At 72.2% G+C, this 26,259-nt stretch carries 18 protein-coding genes and 1 pseudogene; 13 read left to right on the top strand and 6 right to left on the bottom strand.

What is annotated here, in order from left to right:
* Nucleotides 1–46 precede the first annotated feature (46 nt).
* The gene (locus ACIP84_RS31325) at nt 47–676 is read right to left on the bottom strand and encodes a hypothetical protein (RefSeq protein ID WP_355959557.1); all 630 of its coding nucleotides are present in this window, start codon (nt 674–676) and stop codon (nt 47–49) included.
* 228 nt (nt 677–904) lie between these two features.
* A complete protein-coding gene (locus ACIP84_RS31330) occupies nt 905–3,088 on the bottom strand; it encodes a RecQ family ATP-dependent DNA helicase (RefSeq protein ID WP_401802412.1) in 2,184 nt (727 codons plus the stop codon).
* Nucleotides 3,089–3,229: 141 nt separating this feature from the next.
* Here ACIP84_RS31330 and ACIP84_RS31335 point away from each other — a divergent pair, with 141 nt between their 5' ends.
* The 7 genes from ACIP84_RS31335 (at nt 3,230) to ACIP84_RS31365 (ending at nt 13,721) form a co-directional block, all read left to right on the top strand.
* Nucleotides 3,230–4,648, top strand: coding sequence for a DUF4192 family protein (locus tag ACIP84_RS31335; RefSeq protein WP_401802414.1), 1,419 nt, complete (start codon nt 3,230–3,232; stop codon nt 4,646–4,648).
* A 115-nt stretch (nt 4,649–4,763) separates the two neighbouring features.
* A complete protein-coding gene (locus ACIP84_RS31340) occupies nt 4,764–6,857 on the top strand; it encodes a glycogen debranching N-terminal domain-containing protein (protein WP_401802416.1) in 2,094 nt (697 codons plus the stop codon).
* Between the two features lie 109 nt (nt 6,858–6,966).
* On the top strand, nt 6,967–7,812 hold the full coding sequence (locus ACIP84_RS31345) for an NUDIX domain-containing protein (protein WP_401802419.1): 846 nt from the start codon (nt 6,967–6,969) through the stop codon (nt 7,810–7,812).
* A 122-nt stretch (nt 7,813–7,934) separates the two neighbouring features.
* The gene (locus ACIP84_RS31350) at nt 7,935–9,758 is read left to right on the top strand and encodes an ATP-binding cassette domain-containing protein (protein WP_401802421.1); all 1,824 of its coding nucleotides are present in this window, start codon (nt 7,935–7,937) and stop codon (nt 9,756–9,758) included.
* Nucleotides 9,759–9,918: 160 nt separating this feature from the next.
* Complete coding sequence (locus tag ACIP84_RS31355) at nt 9,919–10,806, top strand: FadR/GntR family transcriptional regulator (protein ID WP_401802423.1); 888 nt, start codon at nt 9,919–9,921, stop codon at nt 10,804–10,806.
* Between the two features lie 379 nt (nt 10,807–11,185).
* A complete protein-coding gene (locus ACIP84_RS31360; protein WP_073907476.1) occupies nt 11,186–12,733 on the top strand; it encodes an RNA polymerase sigma factor in 1,548 nt (515 codons plus the stop codon).
* Nucleotides 12,734–12,902: 169 nt separating this feature from the next.
* A complete protein-coding gene (locus tag ACIP84_RS31365) occupies nt 12,903–13,721 on the top strand; it encodes a serine protease (RefSeq protein WP_355959541.1) in 819 nt (272 codons plus the stop codon).
* A 114-nt stretch (nt 13,722–13,835) separates the two neighbouring features.
* Here the strand turns inward: ACIP84_RS31365 and ACIP84_RS31370 are convergent, their stop codons facing one another.
* Complete coding sequence (locus tag ACIP84_RS31370) at nt 13,836–14,066, bottom strand: hypothetical protein (protein WP_015036683.1); 231 nt, start codon at nt 14,064–14,066, stop codon at nt 13,836–13,838.
* Between the two features lie 432 nt (nt 14,067–14,498).
* On the opposite strand from ACIP84_RS31370, the gene ACIP84_RS31375 reads away from it, so the two are divergent.
* From ACIP84_RS31375 to ACIP84_RS31395, 5 genes are all read left to right on the top strand, one after another.
* Nucleotides 14,499–16,616: a DNA topoisomerase IV subunit B gene (locus ACIP84_RS31375; protein ID WP_355959537.1), complete on the top strand. Its 2,118-nt coding sequence runs from the start codon at nt 14,499–14,501 to the stop codon at nt 16,614–16,616.
* 97 nt (nt 16,617–16,713) lie between these two features.
* Nucleotides 16,714–17,928 carry a sensor histidine kinase gene (locus ACIP84_RS31380; protein ID WP_401802427.1) on the top strand — a complete coding sequence of 405 codons (1,215 nt, stop codon included), beginning with the start codon at nt 16,714–16,716 and terminating at the stop codon, nt 17,926–17,928.
* 119 nt (nt 17,929–18,047) lie between these two features.
* The gene (locus ACIP84_RS31385; protein ID WP_401802614.1) at nt 18,048–18,740 is read left to right on the top strand and encodes a response regulator; all 693 of its coding nucleotides are present in this window, start codon (nt 18,048–18,050) and stop codon (nt 18,738–18,740) included.
* Nucleotides 18,741–18,839: 99 nt separating this feature from the next.
* Nucleotides 18,840–19,325, top strand: coding sequence for a DUF485 domain-containing protein (locus tag ACIP84_RS31390; protein ID WP_055601221.1), 486 nt, complete (start codon nt 18,840–18,842; stop codon nt 19,323–19,325).
* A complete protein-coding gene (locus ACIP84_RS31395; protein WP_401802430.1) occupies nt 19,322–20,914 on the top strand; it encodes a cation acetate symporter in 1,593 nt (530 codons plus the stop codon). The genes ACIP84_RS31390 and ACIP84_RS31395 overlap by 4 nt, the downstream gene beginning before the upstream one ends.
* A gap of 45 nt (nt 20,915–20,959) precedes the next feature.
* Here ACIP84_RS31395 and ACIP84_RS31400 read toward each other — a convergent pair whose 3' ends face one another.
* Nucleotides 20,960–21,649 (bottom strand): response regulator, encoded by a 690-nt coding sequence (locus tag ACIP84_RS31400; protein ID WP_401802433.1) that lies wholly within the window; start codon nt 21,647–21,649, stop codon nt 20,960–20,962.
* Nucleotides 21,646–23,439, bottom strand: coding sequence for an ATP-binding protein (locus tag ACIP84_RS31405; RefSeq protein ID WP_401802436.1), 1,794 nt, complete (start codon nt 23,437–23,439; stop codon nt 21,646–21,648). The genes ACIP84_RS31400 and ACIP84_RS31405 overlap by 4 nt, the downstream gene beginning before the upstream one ends.
* A 118-nt stretch (nt 23,440–23,557) precedes the next feature.
* Here ACIP84_RS31405 and ACIP84_RS31410 point away from each other — a divergent pair, with 118 nt between their 5' ends.
* The gene (locus ACIP84_RS31410) at nt 23,558–24,613 is read left to right on the top strand and encodes a CobW family GTP-binding protein (protein ID WP_401802439.1); all 1,056 of its coding nucleotides are present in this window, start codon (nt 23,558–23,560) and stop codon (nt 24,611–24,613) included.
* Nucleotides 24,614–24,641: 28 nt separating this feature from the next.
* Here ACIP84_RS31410 and ACIP84_RS31415 read toward each other — a convergent pair.
* Nucleotides 24,642–26,092, bottom strand: a pseudogene (locus tag ACIP84_RS31415) (DUF262 domain-containing protein); the annotation flags it as partial.
* Nucleotides 26,093–26,259: the final 167 nt, after the last annotated feature.

A 26,259-nucleotide genomic window follows, 5' to 3' on the forward strand; every position in this document is an offset into this window, starting at 1 on the left:
CCTCCGCCGGACCGCGAAGGTCCGGCGGGGCCGACGTCGTCCGCGATCAGCGCGCGGCGGCCCGGCGCAGAGGCTCGGTCGCGCCGCTCGCGGTTCTCGGCGTCAGCCGGCCGAGCTCGGCCGACCCCTCGCCGAGCGGCAGAGGAAGCGAGTCGGAGCTCGGACGACGGCCGCCCCGGCCTTCACCGAGCACCTGCCAGCCCGCTCGGGTCAGCGTGATGTACGCGCCGCAGCGCAGTCCGTGCAGGGTGCAGGCGTCCCGGAGCCCCCACATCCAGGCTCCGTCCTCCTCGGTCCAGCGCTCGTCGCCCTCACGGCAGTACATGAGCACCGCGGTCCGCACGGGGGTGCGCCTGCGGAGGTCGTGCGGAATGACCCGCCGCAGATGTGCCAGCAGCGCGTTGCGGAACTCCCAGCCGTCCGCCGGGGTGGGACGACGGACGAACGAGGCGCTGGCGGCTATCCGTTCCTCGTGGTCCAGGATCGCGAGGACCGCCATCGAGGGCGTGGGCGTGTGGCGCGAGTGCAGTCCGCCGACGACCTCACGCGGACTGCGCAACAGGGGGATCCCCGCAGCGGCCCACTCGGCCGGTTCGAGTATCCGAGCGAGGCGGTTGGTGGACTCGGACGGCGATCTGAGCGAGGCGGCTGTGGGCGGAGCGAATCCGAGGGTCACGGTCCTCCCTTCGGATACGCGCCCGCTGGGCGGGCAAGGTCGGGTGAGGGCGCACCACAGCACAGCCCGTCCGGACCGCTGCCGGGGCGTGCGAGGCGGTTTCCCAATTCTTGCTGGCCCGTGGGCGAGCGGCAATGAGCAATTGAGGCCGCTGACGGGATTGCGGCGGTATGCCTTTCATATCCCTGCCCAGTTGCCCATTGTTCACTCCCTGTTCGCCCTCCCGTTTCACCCCTGGACGGCAAGTACCAGCGGATACACCCCTTCCGCTCCGGCACGTCGTAGCAGCCGGGCCGCCACCGCCAAGGTCCAACCGCTGTCGGACAGATCGTCGACGAGGAGCACCGGCCCACCCGCGGCGGCCAGCCGCTCGCCCAGTTCGGCGGAGACCGTCAGGGTGCGCTGCAAACCCACCACCCGCTGGGCGCTGTTGGTCCGGGACAGCCGGACGTCCTCCGCCTCGGGCGCGTACTCCACCGCTCCGAGCAGGGGCATTCTGCCGATCTCGGCGATCCGCTGTCCGAGTGAACCCACCAGTCGCGGCCTCCGGTGGGAGGCGACCGTGACCACACCGGCCGGCCGGGCAGGCGCGTCGGGCGCCCCGGAGGCCCAACCGCCGGGCCCCTTCGCCCAGTCGGCCAGCACATGCACCACCGCCTGCACGACATCGTCCGGAACCGTGCCGTCGGCGGCGCTGTCGGCGAGCAGCGGACGCAGCCGGTTGCCCCAGCCGATGTCCGAGAGCCGCCCCAGGGCGCGGCCGCCGAAAGCCTGCTCGCCCGCCGGGATACGACCCTTCAGATCGACCCCGACGGCCGCGAGCCCGGTCGGCCACATCTTCCGGGGCTCGACCTCCACCCCAGGGCGGCCCAGCTCGCCCTTTGCCGCGTCGAGTGCCGCGTCGGAGACCTTCGGATCGAACCGGCTCCCCGCGCAGTTGTCGCAACGACCGCACGGCGCGGCCTCCTCGTCGTCCAACTGGCGGCGCAGGAACTCCATCCGGCACCCCGACGAGGCGGCGTAGTCGCGCATCGCCTGCTGCTCGGCACACCGCTGCCGCGCCACCCAGGCGTACCGCTCGGTGTCGTACACCCAGGGACGGCCCGTGCTCTCCCACCCGCCCTTCACACGTCGCACCGCGCCGTCCACGTCGAGGACCTTGAGCATCGTCTCCAGACGGGTCCTGCGCAGCTCCACCAGCGGCTCCAGCGCGGGCAGGGACAAGGGCCTGCCCGCCTGGGCGAGCACGTCGATCGTGCGGCGCACCTGCTCCTCCGGCGGGAAGGCGACCGAGGCGAAGTAGCGCCAGATCGCCTCGTCCTCCTGGCCGGGCAGCAGCAGCACCTCGGCGTGCTCCACACCTCGCCCGGCTCGGCCGACCTGCTGGTAGTACGCGATCGGGGAGGACGGCGACCCGAGGTGCACCACGAAACCCAGGTCGGGCTTGTCGAAGCCCATGCCGAGGGCGGAGGTCGCCACGAGGGCCTTGACCCGGTTGGCCTGGAGATCGTCCTCCGCCTGCTGCCGGTCGGCGTTCTCCGTGCGGCCCGTGTACGAGGAGACCGTGTGCCCGCACTGGCGCAGATAGGCCGTGACCTCGTCCGCCGCGGCGACCGTCAGCGTGTAGATGATCCCGGAACCGGGCAGCTCGTCGAGGTGGTCGGCCAGCCAGGCCAGCCGGTGGGCCGCGTCCGGCAGCCGGACCACGCCCAGGCTCAGGCTCTCCCGGTCCAGCGCGCCGCGCAGGACCAGGGCGTCCGTGCCGGCGCCCGTACCGAGCTGCTCGGCCACGTCCGCCGTCACCCGGGCGTTCGCCGTGGCCGTGGTGGCGAGCACCGGAACCCCCGACGGCAGATCCGCCAGCATCGTCCGCAGCCGGCGGTAGTCGGGCCGGAAGTCGTGCCCCCAGTCCGAGATGCAGTGCGCCTCGTCGACCACGAGCAGCCCGGTGGCGGCAGCGAGCCGGGGGAGCACCTGGTCACGAAAGTCCGGATTGTTGAGCCGCTCGGGGCTCACCAGGAGCACGTCCACCTCACCGGCGGCCACCTCCTCCTGGACCGTGTCCCACTCCTCCGTGTTCGACGAGTTGATCGTCCGGGCGCGGATGCCCGCCCGAGCGGCCGCCTCCACCTGGTTGCGCATCAGCGCGAGCAGCGGGGAGACGATGACGGTCGGGCCGCTGCCGCGCTCACGGAGCAGCGAGGTCGCCACGAAGTACACGGCCGACTTGCCCCAGCCCGTCCGCTGCACCACCAGGGCCCGGCGCCGGTCGGCGACCAGGGCCTCGATGGCCCGCCACTGGTCCTCGCGCAGTCTCGCCGTGCCGGTCGGGTCCGAGACGAGACGGGCGAGCACGGCATCGGCGGCGGTCCGGAGCGCGGCGCGGTCTTCCAGGGGGTCTGCGTGGGTCATGACTCCATGCAACCCGATGCCTCGGACATCGCGCGAATGAGCGGCGAACCTGTGGACAACTCGACAGGTCGACGGAAGCCCCGTTCCGGGAGTTATCCACAGGGGTTTCGGATTTCGGGAGATCACGAGACCGTCCTGACCATGAACGCGAATCACCACGAATCCAGCGACCTGTCCCGTACCCGGATCACCCTGCGCGGCCCGGCGGAACTGGCCGACGCCCTGCCGTTCGTGCTGGGCTTCCACCCCACCGACTCCGTCGTCCTGGTCGCCCTCCACGGCGAGCACGGCCGCTTCGGAGGGCGCGTCAGGCTGGGCATTCCCCGCTCGCCCCGCGAATGGGCGTCCACCGCCGATCACCTCGCCGAATGCCTCGTCGAGGGAGGCGAAAGGAGCGGCACCCGACCCGACGGCATCGTCGTCTTCCTCTGCCAGGACCCCGCGGCGGGCGAGACGGGCCGCCGGGTCATGGAGCGGCTGCGCCCGTTCGCCCAGCGGCTGCGTACGGCGTGCGGCGCCCTCGACATCCCGGTCTACGAAGCCCTCTGCATCTCCGACGGTCTCTACTTCTCCTACTGCTGCCCCGACACCCGCTGCTGCCCGCCGGACGGCACCCCGCTCGCCCTCAGCGGTACGACGGTGATGGCGGCGACCGCGGCGTACGCCGGAGTCCAGGTGCGGGGGTCCCTGCGGGACATGGAGCGGCGATTCCAGCCCCCTGGCGGCCCCCAGGAGGAGGAGCAGCGCACGGCGCTCGACGCGAGCGCCGCCGAGATCGTCCCCCGGATCATCGAGGACCCCGAGGGTGAGGGGCGGGCGGAGGTGCGCGAGACGACGCTGAGCCTCGCACGGGCGGTCCTCCGCCGGTTCGTCAATCCGGCGGGGGGAGCCGGGCCGGCCGGCCGGACCGGCGGCTCGACCCCCCCGAGGGCTGCCGGCGGGGGCGTCGTGAGCACCGCCGAGAGCGACGCGGCCGACGACGCCCTGGTCGAGACCGGCGAAGCGGCCGCGCTGATCCTCGGTCTCCAGGACCGGGTCACCCGGGACCGCGCCGCCGAATGGATGGAGGGCTGGGAGGGTGCCGCCGCCCTGCGCCTCTGGCGCGTACTCGCCCGGCGCTGCGTCGCCCCCTATCAGGAGCACGCCGCCGCACCGCTCACCCTCGCGGGCTGGACGGCCTGGTCCACCGGCGACGAGCCGACCGCCCGGGTCGCCCTCGGGCTCGCCCTCGACATCGACCCCGAGTACGTCTTCGCCCGGCTGCTGCACCAGGCGTGCAACGAAGGGCTCGACCCCGAGTCGCTCCGCTCCTGTCTGCGGGCCGAGCGGGACAGCCGGATCGCCTCGGACCAGGCTGCTTCGGGCGCGTCCCCGCGGGTCCGGACGCGTGTCGCGCGCCCGCAGAGCAGCCGGCAGACCCTGAGGAAGCCGGTACGCCGGACCGGTGGAGCGGAGCGCCGTACCTCGGCCGGTGTCCGCCCGGGCGGGCCCGCCGCGGGCAAGCCGGGGAGCGGAAGTCCGAGGCGCGGCGGGCAGCGCGGCACCAGGAGCGGCCGATGACGACCGTGACCCGGCCGCCCGTCGGCGCGTTCAGCTCTCTGGCGGAGTCGTCCGAACCGTCCCGCCGACACTTCGCCGGCCGCCCGGTCCGCACAGAGAGCACCCCGTACCCGCCATGGCCCTCAGTCCTGTCCCGGCCTCCGGCCGCCCCACCGGACCCCCGATCGGCCACGTGCCCGGACGCCCCGCCGGGCGCCCCACCGGGTCCGGCGTCGGTACCGGCGCCGCGCCACCGCGTGCGGCCCGGCCGGCGGAGCTTCCCTCGGTGCACGACGCGCTTCTCTGCGTGGCCCTGCCCGCCCTCGCGGTCTGCGCCGAGCACGGCCAGCTCACCGGCGAGGGACCCGAGGGCGTGTACGCGGCGGGGCGACGGCTCCTCTCCCGCTGCGTCCTCCGTGTGGCGGGGCGCGAGCCGGTCGCTCTCCAGGGCCGTATGGCGGCCGCGGACCGGGCGTGGTTCCTCGGGGTCCTCCGCGTCCCCGGGGACATGGGGCCCGATCCCGGACTCAGCGTCGAGCGCACACGGAGCGCCGACGGCAGCGAGCGGATCACCCTGCGCAGCGCCGTCGCCCGCCCCCTCCGGCTCCCCGTGGAAATCGCTCTGGGGTCGGATCTCGCGGACCTGGGCGCGGTGGCGTCCGGCCGGCCCGGGCCCGAGCTCACCGCGAGCGTCCACGGCACCGGCCTGCGCTGGACCGGCGACGGCGGACGATCCGTCACCGTCACGGCGGACCCGCCGCCGATGGACGCCCTGGCGGCGGCGGCCGTCCTCCGCTGGGAGGCCGAGCTGGCGCCCGGGGGCACGTTCTCGGTCCGGTTGCGGGTACGCGACGGCTCGTCAGGCCGCCCCACCGGTTCCCCCGGCGGTGGCCGGCCCGGAGGCCACGTCCTCGCCGAAGCCCTCGCCGAGGGCGACGACCCGCGTCCTGGGGAGCTGCTGCGCGCCTCCGTCGAGGACCTGCGGGCCCTGCTCCAGCGAGACCCGGCGCACCCGGCGGACGTCCACCTCGCCGCAGGCGTCCCATGGCGCTGCGGACCCGTCACCGCCGAGGCGCTTTGGGCGGCCCGGATGGCCCTTCCCCTGGGCACCCGGCTCGCCGTCACCACCCTGCGCGCCCTCGGGCGCACCCAACTCTCCGGCGACGGAACCGAGTCCGGCCGCATCCCGGGACCCTTCAGGGACGCCGGCCCGCACCTGCCGCCCCGCTGCACCGGCATCGAGGCCACCCTCGCCTACCCGGTCGTGCTCGCCGAGGCCCGCCGCTGGGGGCTGCCGGCGGCGGACCTGGAAGAGCTGCTGCCCGTGGCGGAGCGCTGCCTGGACTGGCTGCGCAGGACGGCCGGCGCGAGCGGATTCGTCCCGGACCCGGGGCCCGCCGGGCCGTGGCGCGCCGAGACACAGGCACACGCGCATCGCGCGGCACTGCTCGGAGCGGACCTGCTCGACGCCTGCGGCAGGCCCGGGGGAGACGCACTGCGCGAGGCGGCGGGGAAGCTGCGCGAGCGCTTCCGGCGGGAGTTCTGGCTCGACGACCGGGCCGGCGGCCGACCCGCCGTCGCCCGTGGACCGGACGGCCGGACCTGGCCCCAGCTGGGTGGCTGGGCGGCGCATCTGCTCGACACCGGGCTGCTGGGGGGAGGCCGCCTCGCCCACGGCCTGCTGGACAGGACGGAGACCGAACAGGTGGCGAGGCTGCTCGGCACCCCTGCGCTGGACTCCGGCTGGGGGCTGCGCAGCCTGGGCGCCAAGGAGCCGGGACACAACCCCTTCGGTCACCGTGCGGGTGCGGTGCGGGTGCACGAGACGGCGGTCGCCGTGGCAGGGCTCGCCGCCCTCGGCCACGAGAAGGAGGCCGCCTCTCTGCTCCGTGGGCTGCTCGACGCGGCGGAGGCCTTCACGTACCGGCTGCCCGAGATGTACGCGGGGGAGCAGCGCACGGCGGGCGGGCGGCCGGTGCCGCACCCCGCCGCGTGCCGACCGGCGGCCGTCGCGGCCGCCGGTGCGGTCCACGCGCTGCTCGCTCTCGCCGGAATCCGGCCGGACGCGCCGGGCCGGTCCGTGTCGACGCATCCCCTGAGGTCGGCACCGCTGGGAGCGATCCGGTTCTCGGGGATCGTGGTCGCTGGTGAACCGTTCGCCGTGCGGGTCGGCAGACTCGGTCTCGGTATGGTCGAGGAGGCCGCAGAGGGCCTTCAACTGGGGGTGTGACGGGATGCCGGGCACAGACACGACGGAAGCTTCGCGACAGGGCGTGGAAGTCGGCGCGGATGCTCCCGAGGGGCGTGCTTATCGTCAGGAAGACGACTATGATCGCGGCATGCCTCCCTACGACCCGTCGGCCTTTCCTCCCTTCGCCGTGACCGTCGACCTGGTCGTGCTCACCGTGCGCCGCCATGCGCTCTGCACCCTGGTCGTACGACGGGGAGAGGAGCCGTACCGGGGGCGTTGGGCGCTGCCCGGCGGGTTCGTACGCGAGGACGAGGACCTGAGCGGTGCCGCCGCGCGTGAGTTGGTCGAGGAGACGGGCCTCTGCGCCCACGACCCGGCCGCCCCGCCGCCCGTGCCGAGTAACGGCGCACACCTGGAGCAGCTGGCGACGTACGGGGCGCCCGACCGCGACCCCCGCATGCGGGTGGTCAGCGTCGCTCATCTGGCGCTCGCCCCGGACCTTCCCGCACCGCGGGCCGGCGGCGACGCGAAGAGTGCCCGCTGGGCACCCGTCGAGGAGCTGCTCGGCGAGGACGTGCTCGCCGGGACCGCGGAGGCCGGAGCGGCCCATGGCGCAGGCCTCGCCGAGGGCTCGGGTGGCGACGGTGAGGAGAGTGGTGACGGGAAGGAGGGCGGCCCGGCGGCGCTTGCCTTCGACCACGCCCGGATCCTCGCCGACGGGGTGGAGCGCGCCCGCTCCAAGATCGAGTACTCCTCCCTGGCCACGGCCTTCTGTCCGCCGGAGTTCACGGTCGGAGAGTTGCGGCGCGTCTACGAGGCCGTGTGGGGCGTGGCCCTGGATCCGCGCAACTTCCACCGCAAGGTGACCGGCACGCCCGGCTTCCTCGTTCCGGCCGGTGGCACCACGACCCGTCAGGGCGGGCGCCCGGCCCAGCTCTTCAGGGCAGGTGGGGCCACCCTCCTCAACCCGCCCATGTTGCGCCCCGAGGTCTGACACACCGGGGTTTCCGGCACTCCTGCGTGCCAACCCTGCATCGAAAGTCCGAAATGTAGCGTTATCTTGCTGCGGTAGCGCCGCCCTGCCGCGGAGCGGTGTCACCTACCGCGAGAGAAGCGATGCTCCAGGCAATCGGACTGACCAGCACTCCCCGCCGCGATCGCCCGCCCGCCGTGGACGATCTGACCTTCGAGGCCCGGCCGGGTGCCGTGACCGCTCTCCTCGGTGCCGCGGGCTCCGGCAAGACCACCGCGCTCCGGCTCATGCTCGAACTCGAGCCGGGCCGCGGGATCACCTACTTCCGGGGCAGGCCGCTGCATCGCATCGCCCACCCCCCGCGCGAGGTCGGCGTCCTTCTCGGAGACATCCCCGGACACCCCTCCCGCACACTCCGGGGGCAGCTGCGGATGCTCTGCGCCGCCACGGGGGTTCCCGCATCGCGGGCCGGGGAACTCACCCGGGCCGTCGGTCTCGACGGCCTGGAGCGCCGGCGGATCGGCACCCTGCCGATCGGGGCAGACCGCCGACTCGGCCTCGCGTCCGCCCTGTTGGGAGACCCCCACACCCTGCTGCTCGACGAGCCGGGCGCCGGCCTCTCCGTACCCGAGAGCGCCTGGCTGTACGAGCTGCTCCGGGCGCACGCGGACGACGGGGGAACCGTGCTGTACACCACGAGGGACCCCAAGGACGCGGTCCGCAACGCCGACCGGGTCGTCACGCTCGACGGTGGGCGGCTCGTCGGCGACCAGGACGTCACCGAGTTCGCCCGGACCCGGCTGCGCCCCCGCGTCGCCGTCCGCACCCCGCAGGCCGCACGGCTCGCCGCGGTCGTGACCCAGGAGGCCAGGGCCGCCCGCCGACCGGTCGAGGTCGTCGCCGAGGACGGCAACCGGCTGTCCGTCTACGGGAGCGACTGCGCGGCCGTCGGCGACACGGCGTTCCGCCATGGCGTACCGATCCACCGGCTCGCCGCCGAGATCGGCGACACCGCCGACACCTCGCCCGTTCGGCGCCCCCCGGCGGAGGAAGGGCCTGCGGAGCCCGGCTCCGGGCGTCGGGCCGGACCCATGGGCCTCGGGCCCGGTGCCACCGTGCCTGGTGCCCCCGCGCCCGGCACTCCCGTGTCGGGCGACCCCTCCGCCAGGGAGCAGGGCGGGGCCAGGAGGCCCGCCCGCTCGCCCCTGCGGCCGTTGCGGTACGAGATCCACCGCCTCCTGGGGGTCCCGTCCACCCCGCTCGTCGTGGCGGCCGTCCTGCTCGGCTCCGTGACCCTCGCCCTGCTCCTCGGAAGGGGCGGGAGCGCCGCGCTGCCCGCGGTCCTGGCCGGCTGGCCCGCGCTCTCGCCGCTGCCGCCCGCGGCACTCGGGGCCGGGCTGCTCGGCGCGTTCTCCTTCGGTGAGGAGTACCGCTATCCCGCGCTCATCACGGGCCGGGGAGCCGTGCCGCGCAGGCCGGGCCTACTGCTGGCGAAACTGGCAGTGGCGGCGGCCGTCGGCCTGGTGCTCGGGGCGGCCGTCGCCGTGGTGGACCTTGAGGTTCTGCAATTCGTCTACGGCGGAGAGTTGATCTCCGTGCCGAGGAACTGGCCGACCCTCAGCGCGAGTTGGCTGGGGCTGATCGTCGGCTGCGCCTGGGCCGGAGTCCTCGGCGCCGGGGTGTTCCGGGCGGCGGCGGCCGGTGTGGCGGCGGTCCTCGCGGTACCGGTCGCCCTTGTCCCGCTGCTCCAGAAGGTGCTGACCGGACCCTCGGTGCGATCGGCCGCCGGACTCCCCTCGCGCCTCCGGGAGTTCGCCGGTCCGCAGTGGTCCCCGGCGGTGGAACGCTGGCTGGCGGGAGGACTGAGGGTGCTCGGGCAGCCCGCGGGGGTGGCTCTCTCGCTGACGTTGACCGGGTTGCTCTGCGCCTATGTGTTCACCGGCCTTCGCCGTAAGGCGCGTTGGTGATCACTTTCGGACAGAAAGGTTCCGGTTCACAGTCAACTCCCTTGAAAACTGCCTGTTATGTCCGATTAATCGTCAATTGTGTAGGTGGTGCCGATCACCCTTTCGTGTGCTTTTCACCAAAGACCTCAAGGGTCACGGAAGCAGCGCCGACAAAGGATGCGTGAGTACCCTTGCGCACACCATGATGACCGCCGCCCGCTCCGTCGACTCCGGCCTCGGCGCCCCGGGCGATCTCGACCGCTACCCCTACGCGGAGGCGCCCGCCGCCGGCCGTGTGGGCCCGCCCTCCTGGGAGGGGGTGGACACCGACCTGGGCCGCGTCGGCCGCCGGAGCTCCGGCAACCGGGGGCGCGGGCTGCACGGCCAGCTCGTCCAGCAGCTCGGGCAGATGATCGTCTCCGGCGATCTCGGGGCCGACCGCCCGCTCGTCCCCGAGGAGATCGGCCAGCGGTTCGAGGTCTCGCGCACCGTCGTCCGCGAGTCGCTGCGCGTACTCGAGGCCAAGGGGCTCGTCAGCGCCCGCCCGAACGTCGGCACCCGCGTCAGGCCCGTCAGCGACTGGAACCTCCTCGACCCCGACATCATCGAGTGGCGCGCCTTCGGCCCGCAGCGCGACGACCAGCGCCGTGAGCTGAACGAGCTGCGCTGGACGATCGAGCCCCTGGCCGCCCGGCTCGCCGCCGGGCACGGTCGCGAGGACGTGCAGCAGCGACTCGCCGACATGGTCGAGATCATGGGCCACGCGTTCGCCCAGGGGGACGGCATCACGTTCTCCCGCGCCGACACCGAGTTCCACTCGCTCCTCATCCAGCTCGCCGCCAACCGCATGCTGGAGCACCTCTCCGGCATCGTCGGCGCGGCGCTCCAGGTGTCCGGTGGCCCCGCCACAGGCTGCGACCGCCCGAGCGAGGCCTGCCTCGCGCACCACGCGCGGATCGTGGACGCGCTGGCCACGGGCGACGCCCTCGGCGCGGAGACGGCCATGCGGGCGCTGCTCACGGTCCACCCCGAGGTGGAGCGGGTCGTCCCCGCCCCCCGCGAACACTGACCCGCGGGCCGTGGCCGGGAGCGCGCAGGCGCGGACATCGCGCGCCGCCGGGTCCGAGCGGCGCCCGGGGAGCCCGGAAGGGCCTCCCCGGTCGGCGCCAGGATTCCGGCGGTGTGAATGTACGCTGATATATCCCTCTGCGTTGATTTGTCGCACATGAGGTGTGACTCGGGCCACGAAGATTGGGCGTAACACTCCTCCGAGCCGTGCGATGACCTAAGAGGTGACAGCCGAGGAAGGAATACAGCAGCCGATGGAGGCGCTGTGCAGTTCCCCGGTCCAGCCCGCGCCGTCGGCACATTCCCCGTCGACGGTCGTCGGCTCCAGCCCGATCCAGGGCGGGGCCGGAAGCCGTTTCCATCGTTCCGAGAGGTTGTTCGTGTCGGCCAGCACATCCCGTACGCTCCCGCCGGAGATCGCCGAGTCCGAGTCTGTGATGGCGCTCATCGAGCGGGGAAAGGCTGATGGGCAGATCGCCGGCGATGACGTGCGTCGGGCCTTCGAGGCTGACCAGATTCCGCCAACCCAGTGGAAGAATGTTCTGCGCAGCCTCAATCAGATCCTCGAGGAAGAGGGTGTGACGCTGATGGTCAGTGCAGCGGAGTCGCCGAAGCGCGCCCGCAAGAGCGTCGCCGCGAAGAGCCCGGCCAAGCGCACCGCCACCAAGACCGTCACCGCCAGGACGACCGTGACGAAGACGACCGTCACGGCCGCCACGGCCTCCGCGGCCGAGGGCGACGACCCGGCCGACGAGGCCGGATCCGCCGCCAAGAAGGCGGCCGCGAAGAAGACCGTCGCCAAGAAGACGGTGGCCAAGAAGACCGTCGCCAAGAAGACGGCGGCCAAGAAGACCACGTCCAAGAAGGACGCCGACGAAGCCGTCGAGGGCGAAGAGCTGCTCGAGGACGTCGCGCCCGGCAAGGGCGAGGAAGAAGAGACCGAGGGCGAGAGCAAGGGCTTCGTCCTGTCCGACGAGGACGAGGACGACGCTCCGGCGCAGCAGGTCGCCGTCGCCGGTGCCACCGCCGACCCGGTCAAGGACTACCTGAAGCAGATCGGCAAGGTCCCGCTCCTCAACGCCGAGCAGGAGGTCGAGCTCGCCAAGCGCATCGAGGCCGGCCTGTTCGCCGAGGACAAGCTCGCGAACTCGGACAAGCTCGCGCCGAAGCTCAAGCGCGAGCTGGAGATCATCGCCGAGGACGGCCGCCGGGCCAAGAACCACCTCCTGGAGGCCAACCTCCGTCTGGTGGTCTCGCTGGCCAAGCGCTACACCGGCCGCGGCATGCTCTTCCTGGACCTGATCCAGGAGGGCAACCTGGGTCTGATCCGCGCGGTCGAGAAGTTCGACTACACCAAGGGCTACAAGTTCTCCACGTACGCCACCTGGTGGATCCGTCAGGCGATCACCCGCGCCATGGCCGACCAGGCCCGCACCATCCGTATCCCGGTGCACATGGTCGAGGTCATCAACAAGCTCGCGCGTGTGCAGCGTCAGATGCTCCAGGACCTGGGCCGTGAGCCCACCCCGGAGGAGCTGGCCAAGGAGCTCGACATGACCCCTGAGAAGGTCATCGAGGTCCAGAAGTACGGCCGTGAGCCGATCTCCCTCCACACCCCGCTGGGTGAGGACGGCGACAGCGAGTTCGGCGACCTGATCGAGGACTCCGAGGCGGTCGTTCCGGCCGACGCGGTGAGCTTCACGCTCCTCCAGGAGCAGCTGCACTCCGTGCTCGACACGCTCTCCGAGCGTGAGGCCGGCGTCGTCTCGATGCGCTTCGGCCTCACCGACGGCCAGCCGAAGACGCTGGACGAGATCGGCAAGGTCTACGGCGTGACCCGCGAGCGGATCCGTCAGATCGAGTCGAAGACCATGTCGAAGCTGCGCCACCCGTCGCGCTCGCAGGTGCTGCGCGACTACCTCGACTGATCCGTACCTCGCCGGTCCGTGAGAGTGACGGACGCGAGGCAGGAGCGGTACGCGGAAGGGCCCGGTTCCCCGAGGGGGAGCCGGGCCCTCCGGCTGTGCGCGGGGTGCACCGCGCGGTCGTGTGCTGGACTCTGGGTGAAGCGACATCACCGGAGAGTCAGGAGGCTCCATGCGTGGTTCCCTCACCCGAGCATTGACCGGTGCTCTGGGCCTGATCGCGGCGGCGGCGGGACAGCTGGCCACCGCCGCACCCGCGGCCGCCGACAGCGTCGTGGTGGGCGGCCGGCAGGCCCAGATCACGGACGCGCCCTGGGTCGTGGCGCTGTCCAGCCGTGACCGGTTCGGGGGTACGCGCGCGGGGCAGTTCTGCGGGGGCGTGCTCGTGGCGCCGACCAAGGTGCTCACGGCGGCCCACTGCCTGGGGCGCGAGGTCCTCGGCGGCGAACCGTGGGAGGTGCGCGACTTCGTGGTCATCGCGGGCCGCGCCGCTCTGCGCGGGCAGGGAGGGCAGGAGGTGCGGATCTCGGACACCTGGATCAACCCCGACTACGACCCGACGACGAACTCGGGCGACCTCGCGGTACTGACGCTCGTGAGCGCGCTGCCGCAGTCGTACGTGATCGGCGTCGCCCGCACGGGAGACGCGGCGTACACGCCCGGCACGGAGGCGGACGTCTACGGCTGGGGCGACACGACCGGCAGCGGGACCTATGCCTCCACGCTGCGGACGGCGCCGGTCCAGGTGCTGCCGGACAGCGCGTGCGAGCGGGCGTACCCGGGGGGCTTCGGCGTCCCCTACCGCCGCGAGACGATGCTGTGCGCGGGCGACCCGGGCGGCGGCAAGGACGCGTGCCAGGGCGACAGCGGAGGCCCGCTCGTGGCGAAGGGGCTTCTCGTCGGCCTGGTGTCCTGGGGCAGCGGCTGCGGGCAGGCGGAGAATCCGGGGGTCTACACCCGGATCTCGGCGGTGCTGCCGGAGAGCTTCTGAGCCACGGCGGACAGTGGCGGTACGAGAACGGGCGGCCACCCCCCTCGGAATGCGGGGGTGGCCGCCCGTTGTCCGGTCATTGGCCGGATCTGGGCTCGTCGTGGACGCGAGGCGTCAGTGGTCGTCGCCCTGCGTGCGGGCCGGCACGTCCGTCAGGCGGTCCGTCTCGTCCTGTATCTCAACGGCGATCTTCTTGAGTTCCGGCTCGAACTTACGTCCGTGGTGGGCGCAGAAGAGCAAGTCACCTCCGCTGGTCAGGACGACACGCAGGTAAGCCTGGGCGCCGCAGCGGTCGCAACGGTCAGCGGCCGTCAGGGGGCTCGCGGGGGTCAGAACAGTAGTCACGTCGCCTCTTCTCTAGCTCGACGAGCTGTCGTACCAGGGTCAACATCCAACCAGGCCGAAAACGTTCCCGCTCGCGGCTTTTCCTTCAAACTTCTTCGCAGGTGGCTGTCTGCTGCCGGTTGGCGGCGAATGAGCCGTATTGCGTCGCTCTACGGATTTCGCGTTGCTTGTGTCGGTCGGTCCTCCCGGCGTGGTTGCCGGTTGTTCATGAGGACGTGCCCGGAGCCTAAATGGTTCATGCGCGGAAGGGAACGTGATGTTCGCGTCACCCCATCGAGGGATCGAACATCCATGCGACGCTGGACTAGCATGAGGAATCGGGGAGGGTGGCGTAACAACGGCTCTACCAGGCATCGGTACCCTCTGACGGGTGACCGACGCCGGGCCTTACCCCACTGGGCCAGATTTCAAATTCAGCGAGGAGCGAACCGCGTGACCGCCGAAACGTCCGTGCCGTCCAGTGCGCTGCTGACCGCAGACCGTGACGCTTCCAACTACACCGCGCGGCACCTGCTCGTACTCGAAGGGCTCGAAGCGGTCCGCAAGCGCCCCGGTATGTACATCGGGTCCACCGACAGCCGCGGCCTGATGCACTGCATCTGGGAGATCATCGACAACTCCGTCGACGAGGCCCTCGGGGGCTACTGCGACCACATCGAGGTCGTCCTCCACGACGACGGCTCCGTCGAGGTCCGGGACAACGGCCGGGGCATCCCGGTCGACGTGGAGCCGAAGACCGGACTCTCCGGAGTCGAGGTCGTCATGACCAAGCTGCACGCCGGCGGAAAGTTCGGCGGCGGATCGTACGCCGCCTCCGGCGGTCTGCACGGCGTCGGCGCCTCCGTGGTCAACGCCCTGTCGGCCCGCCTCGACGTCGAGGTCGACCGGAACAGCGCCACCCACACGATCAGCTTCCGCCGGGGCGTGCCGGGCATCTTCACGGAGCAGGGCCCCGACAGCCCCTTCGACCCGGGCAACGGCCTGCGCAAGGGCAAGCGGGTCCCCAAGAACCGCACCGGCACGCGCGTGCGCTACTGGGCGGACCGGCAGATCTTCCTCAAGGACGCCAAGCTCTCCCTGGAGACGCTGCACCAGCGCGCCCGGCAGACCGCCTTCCTCGTGCCCGGCCTCACCATCGTCGTCCGCGACGAGCGGGACCTGGCGGGCATCGGCAAGAGCGAGGAGACCTTCCGCTTCGACGGGGGCATCAGCGAGTTCTGCGAGTACCTCGCGCAGGACAAGGCCGTCTGCGACATCCAGCGCCTCACCGGCCAGGGCACCTTCAAGGAGACCGTCCCGGTCCTCGACGACCGTGGCCACATGACCCCGACCGAGGTCACCCGTGAACTCGCCGTCGACGTCGCCCTGCGCTGGGGCACCGGCTACGACAGCACGGTCAAGTCCTTCGTCAACATCATCGCCACGCCCAAGGGCGGCACCCACGTCTCGGGCTTCGAGCAGGCCGTCACCAAGACGGTGAACGAGGTGCTGCGCTCCTCGAAGATGCTGCGCGTCGCCGAGGACGACATCGTCAAGGACGACGCCCTGGAGGGGCTCACGGCCGTCGTGACGGTCCGCCTCGCCGAGCCGCAGTTCGAGGGGCAGACCAAGGAGGTCCTCGGTACGTCCGCGGCCCGCCGGATCGTGGCGAACGTGGTCGCCAAGGAACTCAAGGCCTTCCTCACCTCGACCAAGCGGGACGCCAAGGCGCAGGCCCGTGCCGTCCTGGACAAGGCCGTCGCCGCCGCCCGGACGCGCATCGCCGCCCGCCAGCACAAGGAGGCGCAGCGCAGGAAGACCGCGCTGGAGTCCTCCTCGCTGCCGGCGAAGCTGGCCGACTGCCGCAGCGACGACGTGGAGCGCAGCGAGCTCTTCATCGTCGAGGGGGACTCGGCCCTCGGTACGGCCAAGCTCGCCCGCAACAGTGAGTTCCAGGCCCTGCTGCCGATCCGCGGCAAGATTCTCAACGTTCAGAAGTCGTCCGTCTCGGACATGCTGAAGAACGCCGAGTGCGGGGCGATCATCCAGGTCATAGGAGCGGGCTCGGGCCGCACCTTCGACATCGACGCGGCCCGCTACGGGAAGATCGTCCTCCTGGTCGACGCCGACGTCGACGGCGCCCACATCCGCTGCCTGCTGCTCACGCTCTTCCAGCGCTACATGCGGCCGATGGTGGAGGCGGGACGGGTCTTCGCCGCCGTGCCCCCGCTGCACCGGATCGAGCTCGTCCAGCCCAAGAAGGGCCAGGACAAGTACGTCTACACGTACTCGGACAACGAGCTGCGCCAGACCCTGCTGGAGTACCAGCGCAAGGGCGTCCGCTACAAGGACTCCATCCAGCGCTACAAGGGTCTGGGCGAGATGGACGCCGACCAGCTCGCGGAGACCACGATGGACCCGCGTCACCGCACCCTGCGCCGGATCAACATCGGCGACCTGGACGCGGCGGAGCAGGTCTTCGACCTCCTCATGGGCAACGACGTGGCGCCTCGCAAGGAGTTCATCACCGGCTCCGCGGCGACCCTCGACCGCTCGCGCATCGACGCCTGAGGCGCTCCACCCGTGGGTGGAGCCACACGCTCCACCCACGGGCCGATCACACGGCCTTCGACTCTCCGTAGCATCGATGTGACGGAGGGGGACGGGCATGAACGAGAAGCGCGAGCGGGCGGACACGAGGACCGGCACGACCCAGGAAGGGTCCTGGAAGTCCTGGCCCTCGCGGGAGGCACTCACCCGGCTGGGAGTGCCCCGGGGCCGGATCGTCCTGGACTACAGCACGATCACGGCCCTCAGTGTCTGGGTGCTCGCCGGCTGCTACACCTCGGGAGGGTTCGACGGCTGGCTCGCGCCGCTGCCGCCGCTCGGTTACGGGCTCTGTGTGGCGGCGGCGCTCGGTTACCACCACACGACCCTCGACCATCGGCCTGCGGCCTCGCTGGGGCTGCTCGGGGTGATAGCCCTGGGCGGTCTCGGGGCCTACGGGGCCGGGGCGTCGACGCCTGCGACCGTCCTGTGGATAGTCGTCTGCATCATGGCGATGGAACGTCTGCCGCTGCCCCTGGGCCTGGCCACCGTGGCCGCGCTCGTCCCCGGCTTCGTGGAGGCGGACGAGACCGGGATCCTGGGAGCCGGCCTCACGACCGGGGCCGTGCTGCTCGCTGGCTACTCGCTGCGGCTGGACGCCCACGCCCGCGGGGCCGGCTTCCAGCTGCTCGCCCAAGAGCGGCTCGCCCGGGAGGCCGAGGCCGCGTCGGCCGCGCTGGCCGAGAGAGCCAGGATCGCCCGCGAGATACACGACGTGCTCGCCCACAGCCTCTCTGCGCAGATGGTGCACCTGGAGGTCGCGCGGCTCAAGATCGAGGCGGGAGCGGACCGGAGCGAGGTCCTCAAGCTCGTCACCTCGGCTCGTTCCATGGCCAGAGAGGGGCTCGCGGAGACCCGGCACGCGCTGTCGGCACTGCGCGGTGACATGGTGCCCGTCGAGGAGTACCTGCGGGAGCTGGCCCGGGAGGACCGCGCCGAGGTCGATGTCAGCGGCGAGCGTCGCAACCTGCCGGCCGAGGCCTCCCAGGCGGTGCGACGGGTCGCGCAGGAGGCTCTGACGAACGTGCGCAAGCACGCCCCCGGCGCCCGGACCAGGATCCGGCTCGCCTACGAGGCCGATGAGATCTCCCTGGAGATACGTGACTCCGGGCCACCTCATACGGCCGGAGGCGGGGGAGAGGGGTACGGGCTCGGCTCGTCCGGCTCCGGGTACGGACTGCTCGGGATGAGGGAGCGGGCCGAACTGCTCGGCGGCAGTCTGGACGCGGGGCCGGACGGGCCCGGGTTCACCGTGCGGCTGCGGGTGCCGGCATGAGCGCCGACAAGAGGGCCGTGGGTCTGCCCCGGCCGGAGGACGTCGATTCCTGGGAGGAGGCCGGGGAGGTGCGGGTGGTGGTCGCCGACGATCAGGCCGTGGTGCGTGAGGGGATCGTGATGCTGCTCGGGCTGCTTGCCGGGGTTGAGGTCGTCGGGTCCGCCCGGGACGGGGAGGAGGCGGTCGCGCTGACCGCCGAACTCGCGCCCGACGTGGTCCTCATGGACCTGCGCATGCCGCGCTGCGACGGTGTCGAGGCCACCCGCCGGATCCGGGAGCGACACCCCGGGACGGAGATCGTGGTGCTCACCACCTATGCCGACGACGACTCGCTGTTCCCGGCGCTGCGAGCCGGGGCGCGCGGGTACCTGACCAAGGATGCGAGCGGGGAGGAGATCGTGCGGGCCCTGCGGGACGTGACCGACGGGCGGGCGGGACTCTCCCCCACCGTGCAGCGGCGGTTGCTGGAGCAGCTGTTGGAGCGGGCGGAGGGGGCCGAGCGGGCGGGGTTGTCGGGTGGGACCGGACCGGGGACGGCGGACTCCGCGGATTCCGCGGCGACCGAGGCGACCGCCGGGCCCGTGGTTCCGGGGGCCGACGGCCTCACCGAGCGGGAGACGGAGGTGCTCGTGCTCGTCGCCGACGGGCTCTCCAACCAGGAGATCGCCGGGCGGCTGCGGATCTCCACGGCCACCGTGAAGACCCATATCAACAATCTCTTCGCGAAGACGGGGGTGCGTGACCGGGCGCAGGCCGTGCGGTACGCATATCAGCACGGTCTGGTCAGGGCACCCGGGCGGAGAGTCACCTGATGGGGTGAACAGCGGGGGGAGAAGAGTCCGGGATCTTCCCGCTCTGTCCATCCTTGGGCACGCGGCCGAAACGGTTCGCTTGACAAGGAGAGTTGGCCGGTGGAGCAGGTGGACAAGCAGGAGGGGCTCGACGCCTCGGCGGTGCCCTTCGACGACCCCTGGTACGACGCGACGGCCTCCGGCCGGGACGAGCGCGCGGGGGCCGGGGCTCCCGGTGACGGCCGCCCCGACGCGGTGCCGCGACAGCGGGTCCACAGCGCGGCGGAGATCTATCTGGAAGTGCAGCGGAGCCCCGCGTTCCAGGAGGTGCGCAGCCGCTACCGCCGGTTCGTCTTCCCGGCCGCCCTCGCGTTCCTCCTCTGGTACCTCGCCTACGTCGTGGCGGCGACCGCCGCTCCCGGGCTCATGGCGCGACCGGTCGCCGGGGTGGTGAACGTGGCGATGGTGGCGGGGCTCGGGCAGTTCCTCACCACCTTCCTGCTGACCTGGGCGTACGCGCGCCATGCGCGGCTGCGCAGGGACCGGGCCGCGCTCGACCTGCGCTGGGACACCCAGGAGATGACCCGAGGAGTGGCGCAGCCGTGACCGCGAACCACCAGACCCTGGCGCTCGTGCTGTTCAGCGTCTTCATCGCCGTCACCCTGGGAATCACCACCTGGGTGAGCCGCAACCGGCGTGGTTCGACCGAGGAGTTCTACGCCGGGGGCAGGCTGTTCTCGCCCTTGGAGAACGGCTTCGCCATCGCCGGCGACTACATGTCCGCCGCCTCGTTCCTCGGCATCTCCGGGCTGATCGCCCTCTACGGCTACGACGGCATGCTGTACTCCGTCGGATTCCTGGTCGCCTGGCTGGTCGTGCTGCTGCTCGTGGCCGAACTGGTCCGCAACTGCGGGCGGTTCACCCTCGCCGACGTCGTCGCCGCGCGGATGGCCGAGCGACCGGTGCGGATCGCCGCGGGCACGTCCTCGGTGGCCGTCTCCGTGCTGTACCTCGTGGCACAGATGGTGGGAGCCGGAAGCCTGGTCGCGCTGCTGCTCGGCGGCACCAGCGAGGCGGCCCGCTCCTGGACGGTGATCGGCGTCGGCGCGCTGATGGTGATCTACGTGTCGCTCGGCGGTATGCGGGCCACCACCTGGATCCAGATCGTCAAGGCGGTCCTGCTCATGGCAGGCACGATCGCGCTCACCGTCCTGGTCCTGCTGCGGTTCCACGGCGACGTGAACAGCCTGCTGTCCACTGCGGCCGAACGCAGTGGCCACGGCCTGGACTTCCTCGCTCCCGGGCTCCGCTACGGCGGCGACTGGACGGCCCGCCTCGACTTCATCAGCCTCGGCCTCGCCCTGGTGCTCGGCACGGCGGGACTGCCCCACATCCTGTCGCGCTTCTACACCGTGCCGACGGCCCGGGCCGCCCGCCGCTCGGTCGTCTGGTCCATCGGGCTCATCGGCAGCTTCTACCTGATGACCATCGTGCTGGGCTTCGGCGCGGCCGCCCTGATCGGCCCCGACGAGGTCCGCGCGTCCAACGCGTCAGGGAACACGGCCGTACCGCTGCTCGCCCTTGACCTCGGGGGTGGCGCGGGCTCGACGGGCGGCACCGTGCTCTTCGCGATCGTCGCCGCCGTCGCCTTCGCGACCATCCTCGCCGTCGTCGCGGGGATCACCCTCGCGTCCTCCGCCTCGGTCGCCCACGACCTGTACGCCTCGCTGCGCCGCCGGCACGCGAAGCAGTACAGCGAGGTGACCGTGGCCCGGATCGCCGCCGCGGGGATCGGCGCGGCCGCGATCGGCCTGGGCCTGCTCGCCCGCGACCTCAACGTGGCCTTCCTCGTCGGGCTGGCCTTCGCGGTCGCGGCCTCCGCCAACCTGCCGGTGCTGCTCTACTCGCTGTTCTGGAGGAGGTTCACCACGCGGGGTGCGGTCTGGTCGGTGTACGGCGGTCTGATCCCGGCGGTGCTGCTCGTCCTGGTCTCGCCCGTGGTCTCCGGCAGCCCCGAATCGCTGTTCCCCGGCGTCGACTTCCACCTCTTCCCGCTGCAGAACCCGGGAGCGGTCTCCATTCCGCTGGGCTTCCTGGCCGGGTGGATCGGGACCGTGACGTCGACCGAGCCGCCCGACGAGGCGCGGCACGCCGAGGCCGAGGTCCGGTCCCTGACCGGGGCCGGAGCCGCCTGACGAACCCCGGGGACCAGGTCGGTGGTCCCCAGCGGCGAGGCGATCTCAGCCGTGGGACGGCGAGGTCGCCCAGGCGTAGCGGTGCTCCGGGCGGCCCGTCTCGCCGTAACGGAGCGAGAGGCGGACCCTGCCGGTGCGTTCGAGGAGCTTGAGGTAGCGCTGTGCGGTCTGGCGACTGACGCCGGCCCGCTCGGCGATCTCCTGGGCGGACAGCGGCCCACCGGAGGCGAGCAGCACCTGGCGGACCAGTTCGGCCGTCGTGGGGGAGTGGCCCTTCGGCAGGTCCGGGGCCACGGAGCCCGCCGAGAGGACCCCGAAGATCCGGTCCACCTCGGCCTGCTCCGCCTCGCCGCCGCTCTCCAGGGTGCGGCGGAGCGTCGCGTACGCCTCCAGTTTGGCGCGCAGGCCGGCGAAGTTGAACGGCTTGACCAGGTACTGGAGGGCGCCGTGCCGCATCGCCGCCTGCACGGTGGCCACGTCACGGGCCGCCGTGACCATGATCACGTCGCACTGGTGGCCCCGTGCGCGGAGCTCCCGTACGGCAGCCAGTCCGTTCTCGTCGGGCAGGTAGTGGTCCAGGAGGATCAGGTCCACCGGCCGCTCGTCCAGGGCGGCGAGCGCCTCGGCGGTGGAGTGGGCGGTGGCGGCGACGCGGAAGCCGGGCACCTTGGCGACGTAGGCGGCGTTGATCCGGGCGACCAGCACGTCGTCGTCGACGATCAGGACGTCGATCATCGGGCCTCCTCGACGGGCCCCGGAACCGGCCTGCGGACCGCCGAGCCCGGTTCGGGCCCCGGCTTTCGGACCGCCCCGTCCCGTGCGGGCTCCGGACCCCGTACAGCGGCGTCCGGCGCGGACTCCGGCCCGCGGGCAGCCAGGTCCGGATCCGGCTCCGGCTCCGGCTCGGTCAGGGCGTCCGGGAGGACGACCGTGAACTCCGCGCCGCCGCCGAGCCCGTCGGCGACCCGCGCGGTGCCGCCCCGCCGCTCGGCGAGCCGGCGTACCAGGGCGAGGCCGAGGCCGCGCTTTCCGTGCGAAGGCAGCGCCTTCGTCGACCAGCCCTCGGTGAAGATCAGCTCGCGGCGCTCCTCGGGAACCCCCGGGCCGCTGTCCGTGACCCGCAGCACGACCGTACGTCCCTCGGTGCGGAACGAGACGTCGATGCGGGCGCCCGGGGTGCCCGCGACGGCGTCCAGGGCGTTGTCGACCAGGTTGCCGACGACGGTGACCAGCTCGCGCGGGTCGACGAGCAGGTCCGGCAGCAGGGAGTCGGGGGTGAGCCGCAGCGAGGCTCCCCGCTCGGCGGAGACGGTCGCCTTCCCGACCAGGAGCGCCGCGAGGAGCGGGTCGTGGACCTTCTCCGTGACCTGCTCGGCGGTGGCCCGGTGCACGCCGACCACCTCCGTGACGAACTCGACCGCCTCCTCGTGCATCTCCAGCTCCAGGAGCCCGAGGAGGGTGTGCATCCGGTTGGCGTGCTCGTGGTCCTGGGCACGCAGGGCGTCGATCAGCCCCCGGGTGGAGTCCAGCTCGCGCCCGAGCCGCTCCAGCTCGGTCCGGTCGCGGAGGGTCGCCACGGCGCCGCCGTCGTCCGTCGGCATCCGGTTGGCGATGAGCACCCGGTGCCCGCGGACGGTGAGCAGGTCCTCGCCCGTCACCCTGCCTGCCAGGACGTCGGCGGTGCGGCCCCGGCCGAGCACCTCGTCGAGCGGCCGGCCCGCCGCCTCGGGGCCGAGGCCCAGGAGCCGCTGCGCCTCGTCGTTCATGAGCCGGACGGAGCCGGTGCGGTCCAGGGCCACGACCCCCTCGCGGATGCCGTGCAGCATGGCCTCGCGTTCGGCGAGCAGCGCCGAGATGTCGGAGAAGGCCAGGTCGTGGGTCTGCCGCTGAAGTCGCCGGGAGATCAGGTACGCGGCCAGGGCGCCGGCCGCGAGCGCCCCGCCCGCGTAGGCGAGGAGGCCCGGGATCGCGGCGAGGAGCCGGTCGCGGACGCTGTCGTACTCGATGCCGACCGAGACCGCTCCGACGATGCGGCCGTCCGCGTCCCGCAGCGGTACCTTGCCGCGCGCCGAGCGGCCCAGAGTGCCGCTGTCGATCTCCATCACCTCGCGCCCGGCGAGGACGTCGGCCGGATCGGTGGAGACGCGCCTGCCGATCGCGGCGGGATCGGTGTGCGACCAGCGCACCCCGCGCGTGTCCATGACGACGACGTACTCGGCGCCGGTGGAGGTCCGGATCCGTTCGGCCTCCGTCTGCACCGGCCCGCGCGCCGACGGCTGCGTACGGGTGAGGTCGGCGGCCAGCCGGGGCGACGCCGTGGTCCCCGCGATGGCCAGGGCGCGCCGCATCGCCTGGTCGTCAAGCTGGGCGCTGAGCGGGGCCAGGAAGAGCCCGGTGGCGAGGACCGTGACACCGGTCGCGATGGCCAGCTGCATCAGCAGGACCTGCGAGAACACCCGCTGCGGCCAGCCGAACCGCCGACGGCGCGCACGCGGGCGCGGGGGGCTGGTCTGTGCGGGGTTCATGCCGGAAACGGTAAGGGGCCACGCCCCGGGACCGGAAATGCCGTCGGCACGGATGTCCGTGCGGAAACCTATTCTGGGGATCCCACAGCCGTGGGACCGAAGGAACCGGAGGCACGTCTTGACCACGCAGCAGATCCCCGTCGTCGTCCTGGCCGGGTTTCTCGGCGCGGGGAAGACCACGCTCCTCAACCATCTGCTGCGCAGCTCCCGGGGGACCCGTATCGGCGTCATGGTCAACGACTTCGGCGACATCGGCATCGACGCGATGAGAATCGCCGGGCAGGTCGGCTCCACCGTCTCCCTCGGCAACGGCTGCCTGTGCTGCGCCGTCGACGCGAGCGAGCTCGACGAGTACCTGGAGGTCCTCACCCGCCCCGAGTCGCGGCTCGATGTGATCGTGATCGAGGCGAGCGGTCTCGCCGAGCCGCAGGAACTGGTCCGGATGGTCCTCGCCAGCGAGAACGAGCGGATCGTGTACGGCGGGCTCGTCCAGGTCGTCGACGCGGCCGAGTTCTCCGCGACCCGGGAGCGGCACCCCGAGACCGACCGGCACCTGCCGATCGCCGATCTCGTGGTCGTGAACAAGACCGACCGGGTCTCCGGGGCCGAGCTGCTCGCCGTCCACGAGGCGGTGGGGGGTCTCGCCGGGAAGGCCGTGGTCGTCGACGCCACGCACGGGCGGATCGACCCGGAGCTGCTCTTCGACCGGGTGGTCCCCGAGGGGGAGATCGAGGGGCAGATGTCGATCGAGGACATCCTGTACGGGGCGGAGGACGGTGACGGCGACCCGCGGGCCCACACCCACACGTCGTACGAGACCGTCTCCCTGACCGCTGCCGCCCCGCTCCACCCGCGTCGGCTGATGGCCTTCCTCGACGCACGGCCCGAGGGGCTCTACCGGATCAAGGGCTTCGTCGACTTCGGCGCCGCCGATCCGGACAACCGCTACGTCGTGCACGCGGTCGGGCGTTTCCTGCGCTTCTATCCCGAGCGGTGGCCCGAGGGCGAGGAGCGGCTCACCCAGCTCGTCCTGATCGGCTCCGGCGTCGACGCGGCCGGCCTGCGCAAGGAGCTGGCCGAGTGCGAGCAGAACGGGCCGCAGGACACCCCCGACGAGACGAGCATGTGGGGTGTCCTGCGGTACGTGCAGCGGACGGAGGAGGAACCCGCCTGACCGGACCGCCGCGTGCGGCGCGCGAGGATCAGAAGACCTCCGTGAGTTCTCCTGAGTCCGCCTCGTCGTGGACGGGGCTGTCCGCGCCGTCGTCCACGATGACCTTGCCCATCTCGGAGGCCACCCGCGCGAGCAGAGCGGCCTTCCGGGCGGCGAAGAAACCGTGGAAGTCGTCGAGCGCCATGAGCTCCGGTGCGACGAGATGGGACCGGATGTGCCCGTGGACCACCTCGGGCGTCGACTCCGCGCTCTTGGCGAGCTTCACCAGGTAGTCGGAGGGTGCGTTGCCGCCGATGATCCGGTTCGTACGGGCGGTCAGGGGAGTCTTGTTGATGATGGAGTTGTAGCGGCCCGGGTCCTCCCCCGTCTCCTCGCACCACACCTTCGGGAAGATGTGATGGATGTCGATGGACTCGTCGAAGTAGCCGGTGATCTCCGCCTTCTCGCCGGTGCGCCAGTCCATGGCGCCGGCCTTGAGCAGCAGCGCGTAGATGCCCTTGTACGCGGCGCTGTTACGGGTCCGCAGCGTCAGGAGTCGGCTGGGCGCGAACTCCGCGGCCTCGATCGTGCGGGGTTCGCCTGACGTTCCCCGGATCCAGCCGACGACGTCCGGGAGGTCGTGACTGAACCGGGTCTCGGTCGAGCCGCCGTACAGCTCTCCGAAGACCCCGCACCAGTACCAGCGGGCGAGCTTGTGCTGGGCCCCGGCGCTCTGAGCGTCCTCACCCGCGAGTGCCAGGATCGCGGCGAGCGGGATGAGCTGGGTGCCGTACGGCAGGAACCGGGTGTCGAAGACGAACTGCTGGTGCAGGAACTTCGCCGCGCGCTTGAAGCCCTGGACGACCAGGGGCGCGAACCGCTCGTACTCGTCGAGCCGCAGCTCCAGCATGTCCTTTCGCTTGCAGCCGATGCGGGGAAGACGCTCCTCCGCCACCCCGCGTGCCACGGCGTCGTCACGCCGGGCGGCCGTGGCGAGCAGTCGCGGTCCCACCAGTACTCCTCGAAACCCGTCCTCCAGTCGTACGGGTCGAGGACGGCGTTCAGCGGGAAGAGCTGGGCTTCGTACTCCTTCTCGCGGGTCGAGTAGTCCTGCAGCACCTCGCTGCGGAAGTTCTTGACGATCTTGTCCTCCGGCAGGAAGCGGATCGCGTCCTCGCGGTCGATCTGCCCGTCCAGGACCGCGCGCATGTCGACGTAGAACCAGCCGGACACCCGGTGCTTGCGCAGGTCCTGGGTCACCACCGGCTTACCGAGCTTGATCGACTGGAAGAGCGAGGTGAGACGCTGCTGGCCGTCGAGGACGAGGGTCTCCGGCTGGGTGTCCGGGGGCGGAGCCGCCCCCTCGATCGGCCGGTGCTTGAACCGGACGTCCCCGCCGGACTGCAGCGTCATGACCGTGCCCACCGGGAATCCCTGCGACACGGACGCGAGCAACGCGGTGATGTTCGGATGGGGCCACACCCAGCCCCGCTGGAACTCGGGGAGCTGCGCCCTGCCGGAGCAGCCCCCCGGCCGGTCACCGGGCCGAGGCTACCCGGCAGCCGGGAAGCACGTCCGGCGGTCCCGTGAGACGAGAGGACCGAGCGAGGAGGTCCGGGGGGCAGGGCCCGCGCGGCCGGACCGTCCATGGGGGGCGGGGTTCCCGG

Source organism: Streptomyces sp. NPDC088707 (genome assembly GCF_044752725.1).
In the GTDB taxonomy this organism is placed as follows: Bacteria; Actinomycetota; Actinomycetes; order Streptomycetales; family Streptomycetaceae; genus Streptomyces.

Bases quoted from the DNA above. Each gene is read 5' to 3' on its own strand.
- ACIP84_RS31350 (WP_401802421.1), top strand. From the start codon at position 7,935: ATGCTCCAGGCAATCGGACTGACCAGCACTCCCCGCCGCGATCGCCCG.
- ACIP84_RS31335 (WP_401802414.1), top strand. From the start codon at position 3,230: ATGAACGCGAATCACCACGAATCCAGCGACCTGTCCCGTACCCGGATC.
- ACIP84_RS31385 (WP_401802614.1), top strand. From the start codon at position 18,048: ATGCTGCTCGGGCTGCTTGCCGGGGTTGAGGTCGTCGGGTCCGCCCGG.
- ACIP84_RS31365 (WP_355959541.1), top strand. From the start codon at position 12,903: ATGCGTGGTTCCCTCACCCGAGCATTGACCGGTGCTCTGGGCCTGATC.
- ACIP84_RS31340 (WP_401802416.1), top strand. From the start codon at position 4,764: ATGGCCCTCAGTCCTGTCCCGGCCTCCGGCCGCCCCACCGGACCCCCG.
- ACIP84_RS31405 (WP_401802436.1), bottom strand. From the start codon at position 23,439: ATGAACCCCGCACAGACCAGCCCCCCGCGCCCGCGTGCGCGCCGTCGG.
- ACIP84_RS31380 (WP_401802427.1), top strand. From the start codon at position 16,714: ATGAACGAGAAGCGCGAGCGGGCGGACACGAGGACCGGCACGACCCAG.
- ACIP84_RS31330 (WP_401802412.1), bottom strand. From the start codon at position 3,088: ATGACCCACGCAGACCCCCTGGAAGACCGCGCCGCGCTCCGGACCGCC.
- ACIP84_RS31400 (WP_401802433.1), bottom strand. From the start codon at position 21,649: ATGATCGACGTCCTGATCGTCGACGACGACGTGCTGGTCGCCCGGATC.
- ACIP84_RS31345 (WP_401802419.1), top strand. From the start codon at position 6,967: ATGCCTCCCTACGACCCGTCGGCCTTTCCTCCCTTCGCCGTGACCGTC.